This is a genomic window from Streptomyces sp. NPDC056479 (assembly GCF_042795335.1).
In the GTDB taxonomy this organism is placed as follows: domain Bacteria; phylum Actinomycetota; class Actinomycetes; order Streptomycetales; family Streptomycetaceae; genus Streptomyces.
Genome location: NZ_JBHTRZ010000007.1, coordinates 104,027 through 123,416, shown reverse-complemented (window position 1 = coordinate 123,416; position 19,390 = coordinate 104,027). Strand labels below are relative to the sequence as shown.

The 19,390-nt window shown below is 69.6% G+C and carries 19 protein-coding genes; 7 read left to right on the top strand and 12 right to left on the bottom strand.

Annotation, left to right across the window (positions count from 1 at the left end; genetic code table 11):
• Positions 1-107 precede the first annotated feature (107 nt).
• Positions 108-779: an endonuclease NucS gene (nucS, locus tag ACFQ6S_RS26885; RefSeq protein ID WP_383414828.1), complete on the top strand. Its 672-nt coding sequence runs from the start codon at positions 108-110 to the stop codon at positions 777-779.
• An 82-nt stretch (positions 780-861) separates the two neighbouring features.
• Here the strand turns inward: nucS and ACFQ6S_RS26880 are convergent, their stop codons facing one another.
• From ACFQ6S_RS26880 to ACFQ6S_RS26865, 4 genes are all read right to left on the bottom strand, one after another.
• A complete protein-coding gene (locus tag ACFQ6S_RS26880; protein WP_383414825.1) occupies positions 862-3,465 on the bottom strand; it encodes an ATP-binding protein in 2,604 nt (867 codons plus the stop codon).
• Between the two features lie 257 nt (positions 3,466-3,722).
• Positions 3,723-4,046, bottom strand: coding sequence for an STAS domain-containing protein (locus ACFQ6S_RS26875; RefSeq protein ID WP_019760944.1), 324 nt, complete (start codon positions 4,044-4,046; stop codon positions 3,723-3,725).
• 207 nt (positions 4,047-4,253) lie between these two features.
• Positions 4,254-5,102 (bottom strand): 3-hydroxyacyl-CoA dehydrogenase family protein, encoded by an 849-nt coding sequence (locus tag ACFQ6S_RS26870; RefSeq protein WP_383414822.1) that lies wholly within the window; start codon positions 5,100-5,102, stop codon positions 4,254-4,256.
• 136 nt (positions 5,103-5,238) lie between these two features.
• Positions 5,239-5,880, bottom strand: a complete 642-nt coding sequence (locus ACFQ6S_RS26865) for a TetR/AcrR family transcriptional regulator (protein ID WP_383414820.1) — start codon at positions 5,878-5,880, stop codon at positions 5,239-5,241.
• A gap of 79 nt (positions 5,881-5,959) precedes the next feature.
• Here ACFQ6S_RS26865 and ACFQ6S_RS26860 point away from each other — a divergent pair, with 79 nt between their 5' ends.
• From ACFQ6S_RS26860 to ACFQ6S_RS26850, 3 genes are read left to right on the top strand one after another with little or no spacing between them, the layout of a single operon-like run.
• The gene (locus ACFQ6S_RS26860; RefSeq protein ID WP_383414818.1) at positions 5,960-6,742 is read left to right on the top strand and encodes an ABC transporter ATP-binding protein; all 783 of its coding nucleotides are present in this window, start codon (positions 5,960-5,962) and stop codon (positions 6,740-6,742) included.
• 13 nt (positions 6,743-6,755) lie between these two features.
• The gene (locus ACFQ6S_RS26855) at positions 6,756-7,505 is read left to right on the top strand and encodes an ABC transporter permease (RefSeq protein WP_383414815.1); all 750 of its coding nucleotides are present in this window, start codon (positions 6,756-6,758) and stop codon (positions 7,503-7,505) included.
• A gap of 13 nt (positions 7,506-7,518) precedes the next feature.
• Positions 7,519-8,091: a cob(I)yrinic acid a,c-diamide adenosyltransferase gene (locus tag ACFQ6S_RS26850; protein WP_383414812.1), complete on the top strand. Its 573-nt coding sequence runs from the start codon at positions 7,519-7,521 to the stop codon at positions 8,089-8,091.
• A gap of 113 nt (positions 8,092-8,204) precedes the next feature.
• Here the strand turns inward: ACFQ6S_RS26850 and ACFQ6S_RS26845 are convergent, their stop codons facing one another.
• The gene (locus ACFQ6S_RS26845) at positions 8,205-8,789 is read right to left on the bottom strand and encodes a hypothetical protein (protein WP_383414809.1); all 585 of its coding nucleotides are present in this window, start codon (positions 8,787-8,789) and stop codon (positions 8,205-8,207) included.
• A gap of 89 nt (positions 8,790-8,878) precedes the next feature.
• Between ACFQ6S_RS26845 and ACFQ6S_RS26840 the strand changes: the two genes are divergently transcribed.
• The 3 genes from ACFQ6S_RS26840 (at position 8,879) to ACFQ6S_RS26830 (ending at position 12,740) form a co-directional block, all read left to right on the top strand.
• On the top strand, positions 8,879-10,129 hold the full coding sequence (locus tag ACFQ6S_RS26840) for a sensor histidine kinase (protein WP_383414806.1): 1,251 nt from the start codon (positions 8,879-8,881) through the stop codon (positions 10,127-10,129).
• Positions 10,126-10,767 carry a response regulator gene (locus ACFQ6S_RS26835; RefSeq protein WP_383414804.1) on the top strand — a complete coding sequence of 214 codons (642 nt, stop codon included), beginning with the start codon at positions 10,126-10,128 and terminating at the stop codon, positions 10,765-10,767. Before ACFQ6S_RS26840 ends, ACFQ6S_RS26835 begins: the two co-directional genes overlap by 4 nt.
• 146 nt (positions 10,768-10,913) lie before the next feature.
• Positions 10,914-12,740, top strand: a complete 1,827-nt coding sequence (locus tag ACFQ6S_RS26830) for a glycosyl hydrolase family 18 protein (RefSeq protein WP_383414801.1) — start codon at positions 10,914-10,916, stop codon at positions 12,738-12,740.
• 73 nt (positions 12,741-12,813) lie between these two features.
• Here ACFQ6S_RS26830 and ACFQ6S_RS26825 read toward each other — a convergent pair whose 3' ends face one another.
• From ACFQ6S_RS26825 to ACFQ6S_RS26795, 7 genes are all read right to left on the bottom strand, one after another.
• Positions 12,814-13,260 (bottom strand): DUF2550 domain-containing protein, encoded by a 447-nt coding sequence (locus tag ACFQ6S_RS26825; protein WP_062717680.1) that lies wholly within the window; start codon positions 13,258-13,260, stop codon positions 12,814-12,816.
• Between the two features lie 162 nt (positions 13,261-13,422).
• Positions 13,423-13,797: a F0F1 ATP synthase subunit epsilon gene (locus ACFQ6S_RS26820; protein ID WP_383414797.1), complete on the bottom strand. Its 375-nt coding sequence runs from the start codon at positions 13,795-13,797 to the stop codon at positions 13,423-13,425.
• Positions 13,798-13,927: 130 nt separating this feature from the next.
• On the bottom strand, positions 13,928-15,364 hold the full coding sequence (gene atpD, locus ACFQ6S_RS26815; protein WP_383414794.1) for a F0F1 ATP synthase subunit beta: 1,437 nt from the start codon (positions 15,362-15,364) through the stop codon (positions 13,928-13,930).
• Positions 15,364-16,281 carry a F0F1 ATP synthase subunit gamma gene (locus ACFQ6S_RS26810; RefSeq protein ID WP_383414791.1) on the bottom strand — a complete coding sequence of 306 codons (918 nt, stop codon included), beginning with the start codon at positions 16,279-16,281 and terminating at the stop codon, positions 15,364-15,366. Before ACFQ6S_RS26810 ends, atpD begins: the two co-directional genes overlap by 1 nt.
• A 21-nt stretch (positions 16,282-16,302) precedes the next feature.
• Complete coding sequence (gene atpA, locus ACFQ6S_RS26805) at positions 16,303-17,892, bottom strand: F0F1 ATP synthase subunit alpha (protein ID WP_383414788.1); 1,590 nt, start codon at positions 17,890-17,892, stop codon at positions 16,303-16,305.
• A 131-nt stretch (positions 17,893-18,023) separates the two neighbouring features.
• Positions 18,024-18,839: a F0F1 ATP synthase subunit delta gene (locus ACFQ6S_RS26800; RefSeq protein WP_383414786.1), complete on the bottom strand. Its 816-nt coding sequence runs from the start codon at positions 18,837-18,839 to the stop codon at positions 18,024-18,026.
• Positions 18,836-19,381, bottom strand: a complete 546-nt coding sequence (locus ACFQ6S_RS26795) for a F0F1 ATP synthase subunit B (protein WP_383414783.1) — start codon at positions 19,379-19,381, stop codon at positions 18,836-18,838. The genes ACFQ6S_RS26800 and ACFQ6S_RS26795 overlap by 4 nt, the downstream gene beginning before the upstream one ends.
• Positions 19,382-19,390: the final 9 nt, after the last annotated feature.

The following is a 19,390-nucleotide window of genomic DNA, read 5'->3' as shown; positions in this document are numbered from 1 at the left end:
CGTTAGGCGCACAATCGGCCAGAAATGAACAGGGGCAGTCCGGGGTGTTACGGACTCCCCCAGGGCGGATCGCGTAGACATGGGCCCGTCGAGTAGCGTTGCGGACCATGCGTCTCGTCATTGCCCGATGCTCCGTCGACTACGCGGGCCGGCTCACCGCCCATCTGCCCTCGGCGCCCCGTCTGATCCTGGTCAAGGCGGACGGAAGCGTCTCGATCCACGCGGACGACCGGGCCTACAAGCCCCTCAACTGGATGTCGCCGCCCTGCACGCTGAAGGAGGGGGACGGCGAGCAGAAGGACGTCTGGACGGTCACCAACAAAGCGGGCGAGAAGCTGATCATCACAATGGAGGAGATCCTCCATGACTCCTCGCACGAACTGGGTGTGGACCCCGGTCTGATCAAGGACGGCGTGGAAGCGCACCTCCAAGAGCTCCTCGCCGACCGCATCGAGACCCTGGGCGAGGGCTACTCGCTCATCCGGCGCGAGTACATGACGGCCATCGGCCCGGTCGACATCCTGTGCCGGGACGCTGAGGGACAGACGGTCGCGGTCGAGATCAAGCGGCGCGGCGAGATCGACGGCGTGGAACAGCTCACGCGCTACCTGGAGTTGCTGAACCGGGATCCGCATCTCGCGCCGGTGCGCGGCATCTTCGCGGCCCAGGAGATCAAGCCCCAGGCCCGCGTCCTCGCGACGGACCGGGGCATCGGCTGCCAGGTGCTCGACTACGACGCGATGCGGGGCATCGAGGACGACAAGCTGCGGTTGTTCTGACCGACGGGTCGCCTGCGGCCGTACGACATCGAGGGCCGGGTCCGTCGGACGGACCCGGCCCTCTCTTGTCCTGATCGGTGGGTCAGATCAGCGAATCCGCACCGGTGCTCGGGGTGTCCGCGTCGGTGGCCGTCGGGGCGCTCGCCGAACTGGTGGTCTCCGCCGGGCTGGAGGAGGCGGGGCCGCTGGCCGAGGTCGAGGAGGTCGGAGGGTCCGTCGGGTCCTGAGTCGTCGGCTCGTCCGTCGGTGTCGGGTCCTGAGTCGTCGGCTCATCGGTAGGCGTCGGATCGTCCGTCGGCGACTGGCTCGGCGGCTTGGTCGGGGAGGACGGCGGCTTCGTCGGCGACGACGGTGGCTTGGTCGGCGAGTGCGATGGACCGCCGCCCGGCCCCTGCGTACCGCTCGGGTCGTCCGACGGATCCGTCGGATCGACCGTCGGCGTCGGGTCGTCCGACGTGCCGTAGGTGCCGTCGGGTCCCGGATCCGTCGGCCGGCTGGTCGCCGAACCGGTGTCGCCGGAGCCCTTGTCCTTGTCGCTCTCCACCTTGTCCGCGCCCAGGCTGTCGTCCCCGGGGCCCTGGCTGGCGGACGGGTTGACGCCGACCTGGTTGGACGGGGCGTTCGGGTCGTTGTCGGAGGTGGCCCCGAGCGTCACGACCGTGCCGAGCACCGCCACGAGCAGCGCGCCCGCGCCGGCCGCGACGAGGTTGCGCCGCGCGAAGCTCCGGACGCCGCCGCGGCCCTTGTGCGAGGCCCCGAAGGACGAAGGCGCGGACGCCTGGTGGGTGACCAGCGTCGTGGTGTCCCCGGCGGGCGGGAACACGGCCGGCACGCCACCGGGCGGCGACTGCGACTCCTCGTACCTCGCGTCCGGCACCTCCTCCCCCGCCGTGGCGGCGAAGGCGGCGACTCCCGGCGTCGTTCCGGAGCGGTCGGAGACCAGCGCGAGGGCGCGCCGGCCGGCGACGGTGCCGCGCTTGTCGGCGAGGGCGCCGCGCAGCCCGATGGAGGTCTCCAGCTCGGCGCGGGCCCGGTCCAGCTGGTCGACGCAGAGCGCGAGGATGCCCAACTCGTGGTGGAAGTAGGCCTGTTCCGAGACGTCACCGGCGAGACGGGCGGCCTCGGCACCCGCCCGCAGCGCCCGCTCCCAGGCGCCCCAGTGCAGCCCCGCCGCGAACGCGGGCGCCGCCGTGCGGGCCAGCTGCACGGTCGGGCTCTCCTCACCCTCTGCGGGCGGTGATGGGGGTCCCCCCGCTCGAGCGGAGTCGAGAGTGGGGGAGGCCGGCACCAGCACGCCCAGCGCGGCGAGCACGGCGTCGGCCTCGGCGGACACACGCTCCGGTGTGACCGAGGGGTGCCCGGCCCACCAGGCGTAGTGCCGGACGGCGGTGAGGGCGTCGTCCCGCGCCGCCTCGGCGTATCCGGCGCCCTCCAGCTGGGCCTGCACCCCGGCGGCGAGCCGGTAGCGGGAGCCGACCGGCGAGACCAGCCCGCAGTCGGCCAGCTCGCCCAGCGCGGCGTCCGCATGGGTGTCACCGACCAGCGCGGGCAGATGCGCCTGGTGCGGCACCTCCCCGCCGAGCGCGACCGCGAACCTCAGGGTGGCCCGGGCCGACGCGCTGAGCCGGGAGGCGAGCAGCCGCGCCGGGCCGGCCGCCTCGCCGAGCGACGGCAGGGGCGTCTCCACGCCGGCGCCCTCGGTCTCGTACGAGGCCTCCAAGGGGGCGTCGCCCGGCGAGGCGTCCTCGAAGACGCCGTACTCGTCGACGGCGTCCGCCCCGGCCCGCAGCCGGTCCCGCTGCCGCAGCAGCGCCCCGGCCTGGACGAACCTGAGCGGCAGGCCCTCGGACTCGAACCACAGATCGCCGGCCCAGTTGGCCTCGTCCTCGGTGAGGACCCGGCCGATCCCGCGCTCCAGGAGCTCCATGCTCGCGGGGCGGTCGAGACCCTCGAGGGCGACCTCCTCGATGCCGGAGTCGGCGGACGGGGCGGGCACTTCGGGCGTGGCGCCGATCACGAAGGCGCACTCGGGGGTCGCGTCCAGCAGCTCGTCGAGCGCGGCGCCGCCGAACTCGATGTCGTCCAGCACGACGACGGCACCGATCTCCCGCACACAGGAGAGCAGTTCGTCCCGATCCGGGCGGTACAGCGGCGCGCTGAATACGGCGTGGAAGAGGTCGTACAGCAGATCGGCGGGCGTGCGGTGGAAGCCGGTGAGGCGGATCACGCCGTCGGGCGCGAGGTCCCCGCAGTCGTCGGCGACGAGGTCGAGCAGGCTGGTGCGGCCGGCGCCCCGGGGACCGACGAGACGTACGGACCGGCCGCGGGCGAGCATCCGTACCAGCTGTTCGCGCTCGTCCTGGCGGGCCAGCAGCGGCTCCGCGGGACGGGTCGGCCCGGGCGGGACCGGCGGCCTCGCGGCGCGGTCGATCTCGGCGCGTTCGGCCGGGGCCAGCTTCTCGGGACGTGCGGGCCGCTCCGCGGGCGGGCAGACCTCGATCTCGCTGCCGTCCACGGGGTTGACGGTGAGCAGGAAGTCGCCCGAGACCAGTTGCACCGTACGGGCGAGTGCGGGCGTGTGCTGTCCGAAGTCGGGTGTGAGGGGATCCCTGGGCGGGCGCTGGCGCGACGATTGGCCGTCAGCGTCAAGGCCGTACTCCTCGGGTCCCCGGTTGTTCGGGTCCATAGGTCAAGCCCCCCAAAAGCGTCGTGTGCTGTTTGCGGCCCCTCCCGGCCTTTGCACACCGCGCTGTCGCTTCTGGTCCGGGCCCGCTCGAAGGGGTTTGTCTAGGCAGCGGGCAGCCGAACCCTAAACCTTCGCACAGTATCTACGACAGGTCGGGGTACCGCGCCGCCCGAGACATCACAGTCTCGTGAGGATTGTGCGTGACGTGCGCTTCGCAGCCGGAACGCCCGGCTGTCGCGCCCCACCCGTTCCGGGTGTCACACCCGCGGCAGTGACTCCACCCCGATGCCGCCCTCGATCGCCAGGATCCGGTGCAGCCGGGTGGCCACCAGCAGCCGCTGCATCTGCGGCGGCACGCCGCGCAGCACCAGGCGCCGGCCGCAGCGGCCGGCCCGCCGATGGGCCCCCATGATCACCCCGAGTCCGGTGGCGTCCCAGAACTCAAGCTCGGACAGGTCGAGCACCAGATCGCCGACTCCGTCGTCGACGGCCGAGTGCAGGACCGTACGGGCGTCCGCCGCGCTGCGGACGTCGAGGCGGCCCCCGACGACCAGCTCGGCGTGGTCGCCCCTGATGTGCATATGCGCTCCCCAAGCGTGCGTTCGTGCTCCGCGGTGTGTTGTCTGTGTATGTGCCTGTGTCTGTGTTGGCTATGAGTCTTCGTTGCGGCCGGTGATGCAACCTCTGACTGCGTTGAGCGGTCAGAGGTTGCCGTCTGTAAGCGAACCGATACCGAATTCACCCCATCGCGTGACGCGTCGGGGGGCTGTGCGGTGGTCTACGAAACCTCAGTAGCTGTAAAAGCCTTGCCCGCTCTTGCGGCCGATGTCACCCGCGTCCACCATCCGGCGCATCAGCTCCGGCGGGGCGAACTTCTCGTCCTGGGACTCGGTGTAGATGTTGCTGGTGGCGTGCAGCAGGATGTCGACGCCGGTGAGGTCCGCCGTGGCAAGCGGACCCATGGCGTGACCGAAGCCGAGCTTGCAGGCGAGGTCGATGTCCTCGGCGGTGGCGACGCCCGACTCGTAGAGCTTGGTGGCCTCGACGACGAGGGCCGAGATCAGCCGGGTGGTGACGAAGCCGGCGACGTCCCGGTTGACGACGATGCAGGTCTTGCCGACGGACTCGGCGAACTCCCGCGCGGTGGCGAGGGTTTCGTCGCTCGTCTTGTAGCCGCGGACGAGCTCGACGAGCTGCATCATCGGCACCGGTGAGAAGAAGTGCACGCCGACGACCCGCTCGGGGTGCGCGGTTGCCGCCGCGATCTTGGTGATCGGGATGGCGGAGGTGTTGGAGGCGAGCACGGTGTCCTCGCGCACGATCTTGTCGAGCGCGCGGAAGATCTCGTGCTTGACCTCGAGCTTCTCGAAGACGGCCTCGACGACGACGTCCGCGTCCGCGGCGGCGTCCAGGTCGGTGGTCGCGGTGATCCGGGCGAGGGCCGCGTCGGCGTCGTGCGCCTCCATCTTGCCCTTGCCGACGAACTTGTCGTACGACGCCTTGATACCGTCGGTGCCACGCGTGAGCGCCTCGTCGGTGACGTCCCTCAGAACGACGTCCCAGCCCGCCTGAGCGGAGACCTGGGCGATCCCGGAACCCATCAAGCCGGCGCCGATGACGGCAAGCTTCCGTGCCACTGTTGCGACTCCCCTTTGAAACGCCTTACACCCTGTTTACGTTGCTCTTCGGCGGACCTTAGCGGGCGTGAGGCACTGTGTGACCGGTTAGTAACGCGAGTCACGTCTCATCTGACGGACATCACACCGGCACGGGTCATGGAGCGCCTCGGACGGCGTAGTTGAGCACCTTCTCGCTCAACAGCTCCTCGACGTCGTCGAGAAGGACCAGCACCTCACGTGACACTTTGCCCGGATTTCGCCCGGCGACCATCTCCTGCCCGATGCGGACGAACACGGTCTGGTGGATCCACGCGATCTGACCGGCGATCAGCCCCGGCAGCGGGTCGGCGGCGTCCGCGCCGGCCTCCTCGCGCAGGGTCGCCTCCAGGTGGTCGTGGATCTCCTGCTGCATGCTCCATAGCCGCGAGCGCAGCGGCGGCGCCTCATGGATGCAGCGCATGAAGCGGTCGTAGCCCTCCATGAGTCCGACCCGGGGCGAGACCGCCTCGACCTCGGCGCGCAGTTCGCGCAGCACGGCGCGGGCGGCCGACTCCCCCTTCTCGCGGCCGCGCACCCAGCGGGAGAGCTGTTCGACGACGCCGGCGGAACGGTCGAAGAAGAGGTCCTCTTTCGCCGGGAAGTAGTTGTAGACGGTGTTCACGGAGACGTCGGCGGCCTCGGCCACCTCCGCGATGGTCACGGTCACGAAGCCGTGCTCCAGGAACAGCCCCGTCGCGATGTCCGAGATCCGCTGTCTCGTCTCGCGCTTCTTCCGCTCCCTGAGCCCTTCCGCCATGACCCCATCCTAGCTTTGATGGGTTCTCTTAAATTTTGGAGTCATTGCAAAATTTAAGAGACTCTGTTTTTCTGGGGCCATGCCCATCATCAGTACGGCCGGACTGGCCCGTACCTTCCAGACCAAGCTCGGCCCGGTCGAGGCCGTGCGCGGCATCGACCTCACCGTTCGGGAGGGGGAGATCCTCGGCTTCCTGGGCCCGAACGGGGCCGGCAAGACGACGACCCTGCGGATGCTGACGACCCTGCTGGCACCGACCGGAGGCGCGGCCACCGTGGCGGGCCGCGATCTCGCGACCGACCCCGCGGGAGTGCGCCGGGCGTGCGGGTACGTGGCGCAGTCGGGTGGGGTGGACCCGCAGATCACCGTGCGGGAGGAGCTGGTGACGCAAGGCCGTCTGTACCGCCTGACGAAGGCGCAAGCGAGCGAGCGCGCCGGGGAGTTGGCCCGCGACCTGGGCCTGACCGGCCTCCTGGACCGCAAGGCCGGCGCCCTGTCCGGCGGCCAGCGGCGCCGGCTCGACATCGCGATGGCGCTCACACACCGCCCGAAGGTGCTGTTCCTCGACGAGCCGACGACCGGACTGGACCCCGGCAGCCGGGCCGACCTGTGGGACCTGATCCGGAGTCTGCGCGACGAGCACGGCACGACCGTCTTCCTCACCACGCACTACCTGGACGAGGCGGACGCGCTCGCCGACCGCCTGGTCGTCGTCGACCAGGGCGTGGTCGTGGCGGAGGGAACGCCGGGCGCGCTGAAGCTGGAGTACGGCGGCTCGATCGACGCGACCCTCCAGGACACCTTCCTCGCCATCACCGGCCGCAGCGCCACCCCGGCCGACTCCGCCCCCGTAGCCGTATAGGAACCCCACGAAGATGCTGCTGCACGACACGGCCCTCATCTACGGCCGCTACCTCCGCCAGTCCCTGCGCTCCCGTTTCGCCCTGCTCTTCGGGGTGCTGATGCCGCTGCTGTATCTGCTGTTCTTCGGCCCGCTGCTGACGGATCTGCCACTGGGCGGGACGGGCAGCTCCTGGCAGGTGCTCGTCCCCGGGCTTCTGCTTCAACTCGGCTTGTTCGGGGCGTCGTTCGCGGGCTTCTCGGTCATCATCGAGCAGGGTCAGGGGGTGGTGGAGCGGATGCGGGTGACGCCCGTCAGCCGGCTCGCGCTGCTGCTGGGCCGGGTGCTGCGCGACGCCACGGTGTTCGTGTTCCAGGCGGTGCTGCTCGTGCTGGCGGCCCTGGTGATGGGGCTCAGGGCTCCGCTGCCCGGCGTGCTGATCGGCTTCGCGTTCGTCGCGCTGCTGACGGTGTCGCTGGCCTCGCTGTCGTACGCCCTCGCGATGAAGGTCCGCACCCCGCAGGAGTTCGGCCCGGCGATCAACGCCATGACGATGCCGATGATGCTGCTGTCGGGCCTGATGCTCCCGATGACCCTGGGTCCGACGTGGCTGGACGTGCTGTCCCACTTCATCCCGTTCCGCTATCTGGTGGACGCGGTGCGGGACGCGTACATCGGCTCGTACGCCACGGCGCACATGCTGTACGGCGTCCTGGTGGCCCTCGCCTTCGCGGCACTTGCCGTGACGGTCGGCACACGCGTGTTCCGAACGGCCGGGGCGTAACTACGCTGGTCGCATGGTCAATCTGACGCGCATCTACACCAGGACCGGCGACCAGGGCACGACCGCCCTCGGCGACATGAGCCGGGTCGACAAGACCGATCTGCGGATCTCGGCGTACGCCGACGCCAACGAGGCGAACGCGGTGATCGGCACGGCGATCGCGCTGGGCGGGCTGGACGAGGAGGTCGTCAAGGTCCTCACCCGGGTGCAGAACGACCTGTTCGACGTGGGCGCGGACCTGTCGACGCCGGTGGTGGAGAACCCGGAGTTCCCGCCGCTGCGGGTGGAGCAGTTCTACATCGACAAGCTGGAGGCGGACTGCGACCGCTTCAACGAGCAGCTGGAGAAGCTCCGCTCCTTCATCCTGCCCGGCGGCACCCCGGGCGCGGCCCTCCTCCACCAGGCCTGCACGGTCGTCCGCCGGGCCGAGCGCTCGACCTGGTCGGCCCTGGAGACCCACGGCGAGACGATGAACGCCCTGACCGCGACCTACCTCAACCGCCTGTCCGACCTCCTGTTCATCCTGGCGAGGACGGCGAACAAGGAGGTCGGGGACGTGCTGTGGGTGCCGGGCGGGGAGCGCTAGGCGGCCCTGGCGGAGACGCGCCCCAAAGGGCGCGGGGAACTGCGCGACCAGCCACGACGGGCCCGCCGATGATCGACGGCCAGTCGTGGCACATCCCGCGCGGCGCCGGACACTCATCGCCGGGCCCGCTCCTTGGACGTGGCGAGCCGGTCGACGGGCCCAGGCTCGCCCTTCGGCTGCTTCGGCCAGATCAGGTAGGCCAGCGCGACCAGGCCATGGATGCCCGCCGCACGCAGTGCCGCCCACTGGAACGACCGCAGGGACGAGGTGTCACCGTCCCCGACGTACCAGACCGCGCCCTGGAGAAGTGCACAGGCCACGGCCGCCGCGAGCAGCGTACGAAGCCACAGCCGGCCCTCGTGCCGGGCCCGCGCCATGCCGTACTGCGGAGGCTTGGGCGGGCGCGGGGCACCGGCCAGGCGGTGCGCGGCGTGGCCGTCCAGCCAGCGGATCGTGTAGTGGCCGTACGCAACGGTGTAGCCGATGTAGAGCGCGGCCAGGCCGTGCTCCCAGCCCGGCTCGGCGCCGTTCTTCAGGTCCACCGCCGTCGCCACGAAGAGCACCAGCTCCAGCACCGGCTCGCACAGCAGCAGCACCACGCTCGTACGGCGCCACTTCAGCAGGTAGCGGACGGCGAGGCCCAGCGCCAGCAGCACCCAGAATCCGACCTCGCAGGCGATGATGAGGGCGACGATCACAACTTGCTCCCTTCGGTCACCCTTCCAGGCTTCCGTCGGGACCGGCCGCTTTCGTCGTCGCCACTGACGAACTCGCGGTACATCGAAGGATGCAGTCCAGGACCCTTCCCGGGAATCAGGCGCGGACCGGGCACACCGTGTTGGATGGAGCCATGCTCCTCCCCCGCCCGCGCCGCTTCGACGTGTACATCGCTGTCGGCGGGCTGCTCGGCGGCGTGCTGCTGGTGGGCATCGGCCTGGGCACCCGGCCCGCCGACGATCCGATCACGCTCTTCGACGGCCCCTGGCCGATCCTGGTGCCGCTCGGCGTCATGGCCTGCTGCGAGCTGCTGCGCCGGGCGGCCCCGCGCACAGCCCTGCTGACCGGCTCGGTCGCGATCTGCGCGGACGTCGTGACGCAGGGCAATCTGGCCACGGTCCTGATGTTCACCGACATCGTCTACGCGGCCGTGCTCTACGGCCCGCTCGCCTCGGCCCGCCGTATCCAGTGGATCACCGGCCTGCTCACGGTGGCCGCGACACTGGTGCCGTTCGCGGTGTGGCGTAAACCCGAGGCCCTGCTGATCGGCGTGGTCGTCGGAGTCGTGGCGTACGGGCCCGCCGCCACGGGCTGGATCGTGCGCAACCACCGCGACGCCGCCGAGGCCGCCCGGCTGCGCGCCGAACAGACCGCGCTGCTCGCCGAGATGGACCGTGCGCAGGCCGTGACGTCGGAACGCTCGCGCATGGCACGCGAGTTGCACGACATGGTCGCCAACCACCTCTCCGCCATCGCCATCCACTCCACCGCCGCGCTCTCCCTCGACGACCCGAAGACCTCCCGGGACGCCCTGACGGTCATCCGCGAGAACAGCGTCGAGGGCCTCGCCGAGATGCGCCGGCTCATCGGCATCCTGCGCGACTCCAGCGGCGACGCCGAGCCGGTCGCCGCCCCCACGCTCGACGGCCTGGACGCACTGGTCGAGGGCGCCCGCACCAACGGCCTCGACGTCCACCTCGACGCGGACCACGGCACCGTCCCCACCCCCGTCGAACTCGCCGCCTACCGCATCGTCCAGGAGTCACTGACCAACGCCCTCAAGCACGCCGGGCCGGGCCGGGTCACCGTGTCCCTCGCCCGCCGGAACGGCTCGCTCACCGTCTCCGTGACCAGCCCGTACGGCGACCGTGACGGCCCGCGTGCCCCCGGCTCGGGCGCCGGTCTGGTCGGCATGCGGGAACGGGTGGCGCTGCTGGACGGCATCTTCGAGGCCGGCCCGGAGGACTCGCCCGACGGCAAGGTCTGGTCCGTGCGCGCCGCCCTCCCCGTCAACAACACGGCCGAAGGAGACCCCGCATGATCCGCGTCCTCGTCGCCGAGGACCAGTCCGCCGTCCGCGCCGGGCTGGTCCTCATCCTGCGCAGCGCGCCCGACATCGAGGTCGTCGGCGAGGCTGCGGACGGGGAGCAGGCGGTGGAGCGGGCCCGGGAGCTCAGGCCCGATCTGGTCCTGATGGACATTCAGATGCCGCGCCTGGACGGGGTGTCCGCCACCCGGCAGGTCGTCGGGGAGCGGCTCGCGGATGTGCTCGTGCTGACCACCTTCGACCTCGACGAATATGTGTTCGGGGCGCTGCGGGCGGGCGCGTCCGGATTCCTGCTCAAGAACACCGAGGCCAAGGACCTGCTGGCGGCGGTGCGTACGGTCGCGCGCGGCGAGGGCCTGATCGCCCCGGCCGTCACCCGGCGTCTGATCGCGGAGTTCGCCGCGAAGCCCGTACGGGAGACGACGGCCGACCCGTCCGTCCTGGACAGCCTCACCCGCCGCGAGCGCGAGGTGCTGTCCTGCCTGGGGGAAGGCATGTCCAACGCCGACATCGCGGCCCGGCTGACCATGGCCGAGGCGACCGTGAAGACCCATGTCAGTCGGCTGCTGGGGAAGCTGGAGCTGCGCAGCCGGGTCCAAGCGGCCGTACTGGCGCAGGAGTTGGGGATCTGACGGTCCGAGTCCGGGGCACGCCGGGAGCCAATGGTCAAGTGGTCCAGACCTATTGACCTGTGGTCCAGACCTTTCTATTCTCACCGCACCATGAGTGGGCGTGAGGCTCAGTCATGCCCCCTGACTCCCCAACAAGGAGGCGCAGCATGCGCTTCAGACACAGAGCCGTGGCGGGGTTCGCGACCCTGCTGCTCCCGCTGGCCGGTCTGGTCGGCCTCGCGAGCCCGGCCGAAGCCGCGACATCCGCCACCGCCACCTACGCCAAGACCCAGGACTGGGGCTCCGGCTTCGAGGGCAAGTGGACGGTGAAGAACACCGGCACCACGTCCCTGAGCTCCTGGAACGTGGAGTGGGACTTCCCCTCCGGCACCTCCGTCACCTCCGCCTGGGACGCCGACGTCACCTCCTCCGGCACCCACTGGAGCGCCAAGAACAAGTCCTGGAACGGCACCCTCGCGCCCGGCGCCTCCGTCTCCTTCGGCTTCAACGGCACCGGCTCCGGCTCCCCCGCCAACTGCAGGCTGAACGGCGGCAGTTGTGACGGCGGCACCACCGAACCCGGCGACAGCGCCCCGAGCGCGCCGGGCACCCCCAGCGCCTCCGACATCACCAACACCTCGGTGAAGCTGTCCTGGAGCGCCGCCACCGACGACAAGGGCATCAAGAACTACGACGTCCTGCGCGACGGCGCCAAGGTCGCGACCGTCACGACCACGTCGTACTCCGACTCCGGCCTGACCGCCGGCACCGACTACTCCTACACCGTCCAGGCCCGCGACACCGCCGACCAGACGGGCCCGGTCAGCGGCGCCCGCGCGGTGCGCACCACCGGCGGCACCACCGACCCGCCGCCCACCGGCGACAAGGTCAAGCTCGGCTACTTCACCGAGTGGGGCGTCTACGGCCGCAACTACCACGTCAAGAACCTGGTGAGCTCCGGCTCGGCGTCGAAGATCACCCACATCAACTACGCGTTCGGCAACGTCAAGAACGGTCAGTGCACCGTCGACGACACCTACGCCGCCTACGACAAGGCGTACACCGCCGACCAGTCCGTCAGCGGCACCGCCGACACCTGGGACCAGCCGCTGCGCGGCAACTTCAACCAACTGCGCCAGCTGAAGGCGAAGTACCCGCACATCAAGGTGCTGTACTCCTTCGGCGGCTGGACCTACTCCGGCGGCTTCGGCCAGGCGGCGGCCAACGCGACGGCGTTCGCCAAGTCCTGCAAGGCCGTCGTGGAGGACCCGCGCTGGGCCGATGTCTTCGACGGCATCGACATCGACTGGGAGTACCCCAACGCCTGCGGCCTGACCTGCGACACCTCCGGCCCCGCGGCCTTCAGGACCCTGATGTCCGCGCTGCGCACGGAGTTCGGCTCCAACTACCTGGTCACCGCGGCCATCACCGCCGACGGCTCCTCCGGCGGCAAGATCGACGCGGCCGACTACGGTGGCGCCTCCCAGTACCTCGACTGGTACAACGTGATGACGTACGACTACTTCGGTGCCTTCAACGCGCAGGGCCCGACGGCGCCGCACTCGCCGCTCACGTCGTACGCCGGGATCCCGCAGGCGGGCTTCAACTCGGCCGACGCGATCGCCAAGCTGAAGTCGAAGGGCGTCCCGTCCGCCAAGCTGCTGCTCGGCATCGGCTTCTACGGCCGCGGCTGGACCGGCGTCACCCAGGCCGCCCCCGGCGGCTCGGCGACCGGTGCGGCTCCCGGCACCTACGAGGCCGGCATCGAGGACTACAAGGTCCTGAAGAACTCCTGCCCGGCGAACGGCACCATCGCCGGCACGGCGTACGCGTACTGCGGCAACAACTGGTGGTCCTACGACACCCCGTCGACGATCGCCGGGAAGATGACCTGGGCCAAGAACCAGGGCCTGGGCGGCGCGTTCTTCTGGGAGTTCAGCGGCGACACCGGCAACGGTGAGCTGGTGACGGCCATCAACAACGGGCTCAACTAACAGGCGTACTAAGCGACATTGACGCTCCCCCAGACTTCGTCCAGGGGGACCCTCACCCAGCGAGTGAATGTGGCTACGCCACATTCACTCGCTGTCCGGGCGGGGCTGCCTCAAGCCACGCGAGAAATCCGGTCAGCGCGTCTTCGCTCATGGCGAGTTCGAGGCGCGTGCCCCGGTGCAGACAGGTGAGGATCACCGCGTCGGAGAGCAGCGCCAGCTCCTCCTCGCCGTCGGGCACCCGGCGGCCGGCCACCTCGATCGCGGAGCGCTCCAGGATGCGGCGCGGACGGTAGGCGTAGGAGAAGACGCGGTACCACTCGATACGGTCGCCGTTGTAGCGGGCGACGCCGTAGCTCCAGCCCTTGCCGTTGGTATCGGGTTTCTCCGGCACGTCCCAGCGCAGGGAACAGTCGAAGGTGCCACCGGAGCGCTGGATGAGTCTGCGGCGCAGACCGAAGACGAACAGTCCCAGCACCACCAGGGCGACAACGATTCCGCACACAGTCAGAGCGAGGACCATCGACACCGACCTCCTCGTCTCCTAGGTAACGGAACGGAAAAAACTTCCATATCTGCCTCAGCCGCGACCGGCACCGGATTGCTCCGGTCCCAGCCGCGGCTGAGTGACGTCATCGCGTGCGCTCCCCCAGAGCCTAAAGGGCCCGAGAGGTGACCCCGTGGGTCAGCGCGCCGTCGCCGCCCGCAGACGGACCTCCGCGCGGCGCTCGGCGGAGGCGTCGTCGTCGGACTGCGCGCGCTCCAGCGCCCGCTCCGCGCGCTGGACATCGATCTCGTCCGACAGTTCGGCGATCTCGGCCAGCAGCGACAGCTTGTCGTCCGCGAACGAGATGAAACCGCCGTGCACCGCGGCGATCACGGTTCCACCATCACTCATACGGATGGTCACCGGGCCCGACTCCAGCACACCGAGCAGCGGCTGGTGACCGGGCATGACGCCGATGTCGCCGGACGTGGTCCGCGCGACGACCAGGGTGGCCTGGCCCGACCAGACCTCACGGTCGGCGGCGACCAGCGCGACGTGCAGCTCAGCAGCCAAGGTGGCTCCTCGGGTCACCACCCGGCGGGTTCTGCCGGGTGTTGGTTACAAGTCTAGTAGGCGTGGATGAGGGGGCGGGACGAACCCCCGCCCCCTCATCAGAGCTCAATGGCTCACAAGCACCGGTGCGTCAGGAGACGCCCAGCTCCTTCGCGTTCTTCTTCAGGTCCTCGATACCACCGCAGAGGAAGAAGGCCTGCTCCGGGAAGTGGTCGAAGTCACCGTCGATGATCGCGTTGAACGCGGTGATCGACTCGTCCAGCGGCACGTCCGAACCGTCCACGCCCGTGAACTGCTTGGCGACGTGGGTGTTCTGGGACAGGAAGCGCTCGACACGGCGGGCACGCTGGACGACCAGCTTGTCCTCCTCGCCGAGCTCGTCGATGCCGAGGATGGCGATGATGTCCTGGAGGTCCTTGTACTTCTGCAGGATCCCCTTGACGCGCATGGCGGTGTTGTAGTGGTCCGCCGCGATGTAGCGCGGGTCCAGGATCCGGGACGTGGAGTCCAGCGGGTCCACGGCCGGGTAGATGCCCTTCTCGGAGATCGGACGGGACAGAACCGTCGTCGCGTCGAGGTGGGCGAACGTGGTGGCCGGGGCCGGGTCGGTCAGGTCGTCCGCGGGGACGTAGATCGCCTGCATCGAGGTGATCGAGTGACCACGGGTCGAGGTGATGCGCTCCTGGAGGAGACCCATCTCGTCGGCCAGGTTCGGCTGGTAACCCACCGCGGAGGGCATACGGCCGAGCAGGGTCGAGACCTCGGAACCGGCCTGCGTGAAGCGGAAGATGTTGTCGATGAAGAACAGCACGTCCTGCTTCTGCACATCGCGGAAGTACTCCGCCATGGTCAGACCGGCGAGGGCCACGCGCAGACGGGTGCCCGGGGGCTCGTCCATCTGACCGAAGACCAGGGCGGTCTTGTCGATGACGCCCGACTCGGCCATCTCCTCGATGAGGTCGTTGCCCTCACGGGTGCGCTCACCGACACCGGCGAACACGGAGACACCGTCGTGGTTGTTGGCGACGCGGTAGATCATCTCCTGGATGAGCACCGTCTTGCCGACGCCGGCACCGCCGAACAGACCGATCTTTCCACCCTTGACGTACGGGGTGAGAAGGTCGATGACCTTGACGCCGGTCTCGAACATCTCGGTCTTCGACTCGAGCTCGTCGAAGTTCGGGGCCTTGCGGTGGATGCCCCAGCGCTCGCCGTCGTACTTCTCGTCGACGTTCAGCACCTCACCGAGGGTGTTGAACACCTTGCCCTTGGTGAAGTCGCCGACGGGCACCGTGATGGAGGCACCGGTGTCGGTGACCGGGGCCTGGCGGACCAGACCGTCGGTGGGCTGCATCGAGATCGTGCGGACCAGGCCGTCACCCAGGTGCTGGGCGACCTCCAGGGTCAGCGTCTTCTTCTCGCCGTCCTTGGCCGGGTCGGCCACCTCGACGTGAAGCGCGTTGTAGATCTCCGGCATGGCGTCGACGGGGAATTCCACGTCGACGACCGGGCCGATGACCCGGGCGACGCGGCCCGTGGCAACGGCCGTCTCAACTGTCGTCGTCATTACCTGTCACTCCCCGCGGTCGCGTCGGCCAGGGCTGCGGAGCCACCGACGATCTCGCTGATTTCCTGGGTGATTTCGGCCTGGCGGGCCGCGTTGGCAAGCCGCGAGAGCGTCTCGATGAGCTCTCCCGCGTTGTCGGTTGCCGACTTCATCGCCCGCCGCGTGGCGGCGTGCTTGGAGGCGGCCGACTGGAGCAGCGCGTTGTAGATACGGCTCTCCACGTAGCGCGGCAGCAGGGCGTCGAGGACGTCCTCCGCCGAGGGCTCGAAGTCGAACAGCGGAAGGATCTCGCCCTTGGGGGCAGCCTCCTTCGCGACCTCTTCGAGGCTGAGCGGCAGCAGACGGTCGTCAAGAGCCGTCTGCGTCATCATCGAGACGAACTCGGTGAAGACGATGTGGAGTTCGTCCACGCCGCCCTCGGCCGTGTCCTTCTCGATCGCCTCGATCAGCGGAGCCGCGACCTTCTTGGCGTCCGCGTACGACGGCTCGTCGGTGAAGCCGCTCCACGACTCCGCGATCTTGCGCTCACGGAAGTTGTAGTGGGCGACACCACGGCGGCCGACGATGTAGATCTCGACCTCCTGGCCCTCGCGCTCCAGACGCGCGGTCAGCTGCTCCGCGATCTTGATGGCGTTCGAGTTGAAGGCGCCGGCGAGACCCCGGTCGCTCGTCAGGAGCAGCACCGCGGACCGCGTGACCGTCTCGGCCTGCGTGGTCAGCGGGTGCTTGGTGTTCGAGCCGGTACCGACCGCCGTGACCGCGCGGGTGAGCTCGGTCGCGTACGGCGTGGAGGCCGCCACCTTGCGCTGTGCCTTGACGACACGCGAGGCGGCGATCATCTCCATCGCCTTGGTGATCTTCTTGGTCGCGGTGACGGATCGGATGCGACGCTTGTAGACCCGGAGCTGGGCTCCCATGAGTCAGGTCCCTTCCTTACGTCACTTGGCCGAGGCCGGGGCGTCCTCGCCGAGAAGCTTGCCGTCCGAGGTCTCGAACTGCTTCTTGAAGTCGGCGATCGCGTCGGCAACAGCGGTGAGGGTGTCGTCCGACATCTTGCCGCCCTCCTTGATGGAGGTCATGAGGCCCTGCTCCTTGCGGTGCAGGTACTCCAGGAGCTCCTTCTCGAAGCGGCGGATGTCGGCGACCGGAACGTCGTCCATCTTGCCGGTGGTGGCACCCCAGACCGAGATGACCTGGTCCTCGGTGGCCATCGGCTGGTACTGAGCCTGCTTGAGCAGCTCGACCAGACGCGAACCACGCTCCAGCTGGGCCTTCGACGCGGCGTCCAGGTCGGAACCGAAGGCGGCGAACGCCTCCAGCTCGCGGTACTGGGCCAGGTCCAGACGGAGACGACCGGAGACCTGCTTCATCGCCTTGTGCTGCGCGGAACCACCGACTCGGGAGACGGAGATACCGACGTTCAGCGCGGGGCGCTGACCGGCGTTGAACAGGTCCGACTCCAGGAAGCACTGGCCGTCGGTGATGGAGATGACGTTGGTCGGGATGAACGCCGAGACGTCGTTGGCCTTGGTCTCGACGATCGGCAGACCCGTCATCGAACCGGCGCCCATGTCGTCGGAGAGCTTCGCGCAGCGCTCCAGCAGACGGGAGTGCAGGTAGAAGACGTCACCCGGGTAGGCCTCACGGCCCGGCGGGCGGCGCAGCAGCAGAGACACGGCGCGGTAGGCGTCGGCCTGCTTCGAGAGGTCGTCGAAGATGATGAGGACGTGCTTGCCCTCGTACATCCACTGCTGGCCGATGGCCGAACCGGTATACGGCGCCAGGTACTTGAAGCCGGCCGGGTCGGACGCCGGGGCGGCGACGATGGTCGTGTACTCCAGCGCGCCGTTCTCCTCCAGCGCGCCGCGGACCGACGCGATCGTCGAGCCCTTCTGACCGATGGCGACGTAGATGCAGCGGACCTGCTTGTTCGGGTCGCCGGTGCGCCAGTTGTCGCGCTGGTTGATGATCGTGTCGACGGCCAGGGCGGTCTTGCCGGTCTGGCGGTCACCGATGACCAGCTGACGCTGGCCACGGCCGATCGGGGTCATCGCGTCGACGGCCTTGTAGCCGGTCTCCATCGGCTCGTGCACCGACTTACGGGCCATGACGCCCGGAGCCTGAAGCTCCAGCGCGCGGCGGCCGGACGTCTCGATCTCGCCGAGGCCGTCGATCGGGTTTCCGAGCGGGTCGACGACGCGGCCGAGGTAGCCCTCGCCGACGGCCACGGAGAGGACCTCACCGGTACGAGAGACCGGCTGACCCTCCTCGATGCCGCTGAACTCACCGAGGATGACGGCGCCGATCTCGCGCTCTTCCAGGTTGAGCGCGAGTCCGAGGGTGCCGTCCTCGAACTTCAGCAGTTCGTTGGCCATGGCCGAGGGCAGGCCCTCGACCTTCGCGATGCCGTCGCCGGCAAGGGTGACCGTACCGACCTCCTCGCGCGAGGCCGCGTCCGGCTTGTACGACTGGACAAAGTTCTCCAGCGCGTCCCGGATCTCCTCCGGCCGGATCGTGAGCTCCGCCATCTGGGTTCCCTGCTCTCCTTGTTGGGCCCGAAGTTTCACTTGGGGGGATGGGGACTCCCCCCTGAAAGAGGTGAATCCTCTGCACGGCCCAACATGGGCCGTCGTAAGTACGTACTGCTATGAAGTTGCTGTTAGCCCGCCAGTCGGCGGCCGGCGTCCTCGATGCGGTCCGCGATCGAGCCGTTGATGACCTCGTCGCCGACCTGCACCCGGATGCCACCGACGACCTCGGGGTCCACGTCGAGGTTGAGGTGCATCTGGCGGCCGTAGAGCTTGGCGAGCGCGGCGCCCAGGCGCTGCCTCTGCCCGTCGCTCAGCGGCACCGCCGAGGTGACGACTGCCACCATGCGGTCCCGGCGCTCGGCGGCGAGCTTGGACAGGGACTCCAGTCCCGACTCCAGGCTACGTCCACGCGGCGCGGTCACAAGACGCGTCACCAGACGCTCGGTGGTCGCCTTCGCCCGGCCGCCGAGCAGGCTGCGCAGCAGCTCGCTCTTGGCCGAGGTGGTGGCGGTGCGGTCGGTCAGCGCGGCCCGCAGGTCGGTGCTGGAGGAGACGATCCGGCCGAACCGGAACAGCTCGTCCTCGACGTCGTCGAGCGTGCCCGACTTCTGCGCGGCGGTGAGGTCGGCGGTGCTCGCCAGCTCCTCCAGCGCGTCCACCAGGTCGCGGGACTGCGACCAGCGGGAACGCACCATGCCGGCCAGCAGGTCGGTGGCCTCGCCGCCGACCTGGCCGCCGAGCAGGCGCTGGGCCAGCTCGGCCTTGGCCTCACCGGCCTGCGCCGGGTCGGTGAGGACCCGACGCAGCGACACCTCGCGGTCGAGCAGCGCGGTGACGGCGGCCAGCTCTTCGGCGAGCCGTCCGGCGTCCACGGACGTGTTGTCCGTCAGCGCGTCGAGTCGCTCGCGTGCGGCTGCCAGGGCCTCGCGGCTCGCTCCGTTCATCGTCCCGCCTCGGCCTTCTCCTCGAGGTCGTCGAGGAAGCGGTCGATCACGCGGCTCTGCCGGGCGTGGTCCTCGAGGGACTCACCGACGAGCTTGCCGGCCAGGTCGGTGGCGAGCTTGCCGACGTCCTGACGCAGCGTGGACGACGCGGCCTTGCGGTCGGCCTCGATCTGCGAGTGACCGGCGGCGACGATCTCCTCGCGCTGCCGCTGGCCTTCCGCACGCATCTCGGCGATGAGTGCGGCGCCCTGCTCCTGGGCCTCCTGGCGCAGACGCGCGGCCTCGTGCCGGGCCTCGGCGAGCTGGGCCTTGTACTGCTCCAGAACGCTCTGGGCCTCGGTCTGCGCGGCCTCGGCCTTCTCGATACCGCCCTCGATGGCCTCGCGACGCTCTTCCAGAACCTTGTTGATGTTCGGGAGCAGCTTCTTGGCGAGGAAGCCGAAGACGATGACGAAGGCGATCAGGCCGATGACAAGCTCGGGGATCGGCGGGACGAGGGGGTTCTCGGACTCCTCGACCGCCAGAACGAGCAGCTGGCTCATATCAATGCC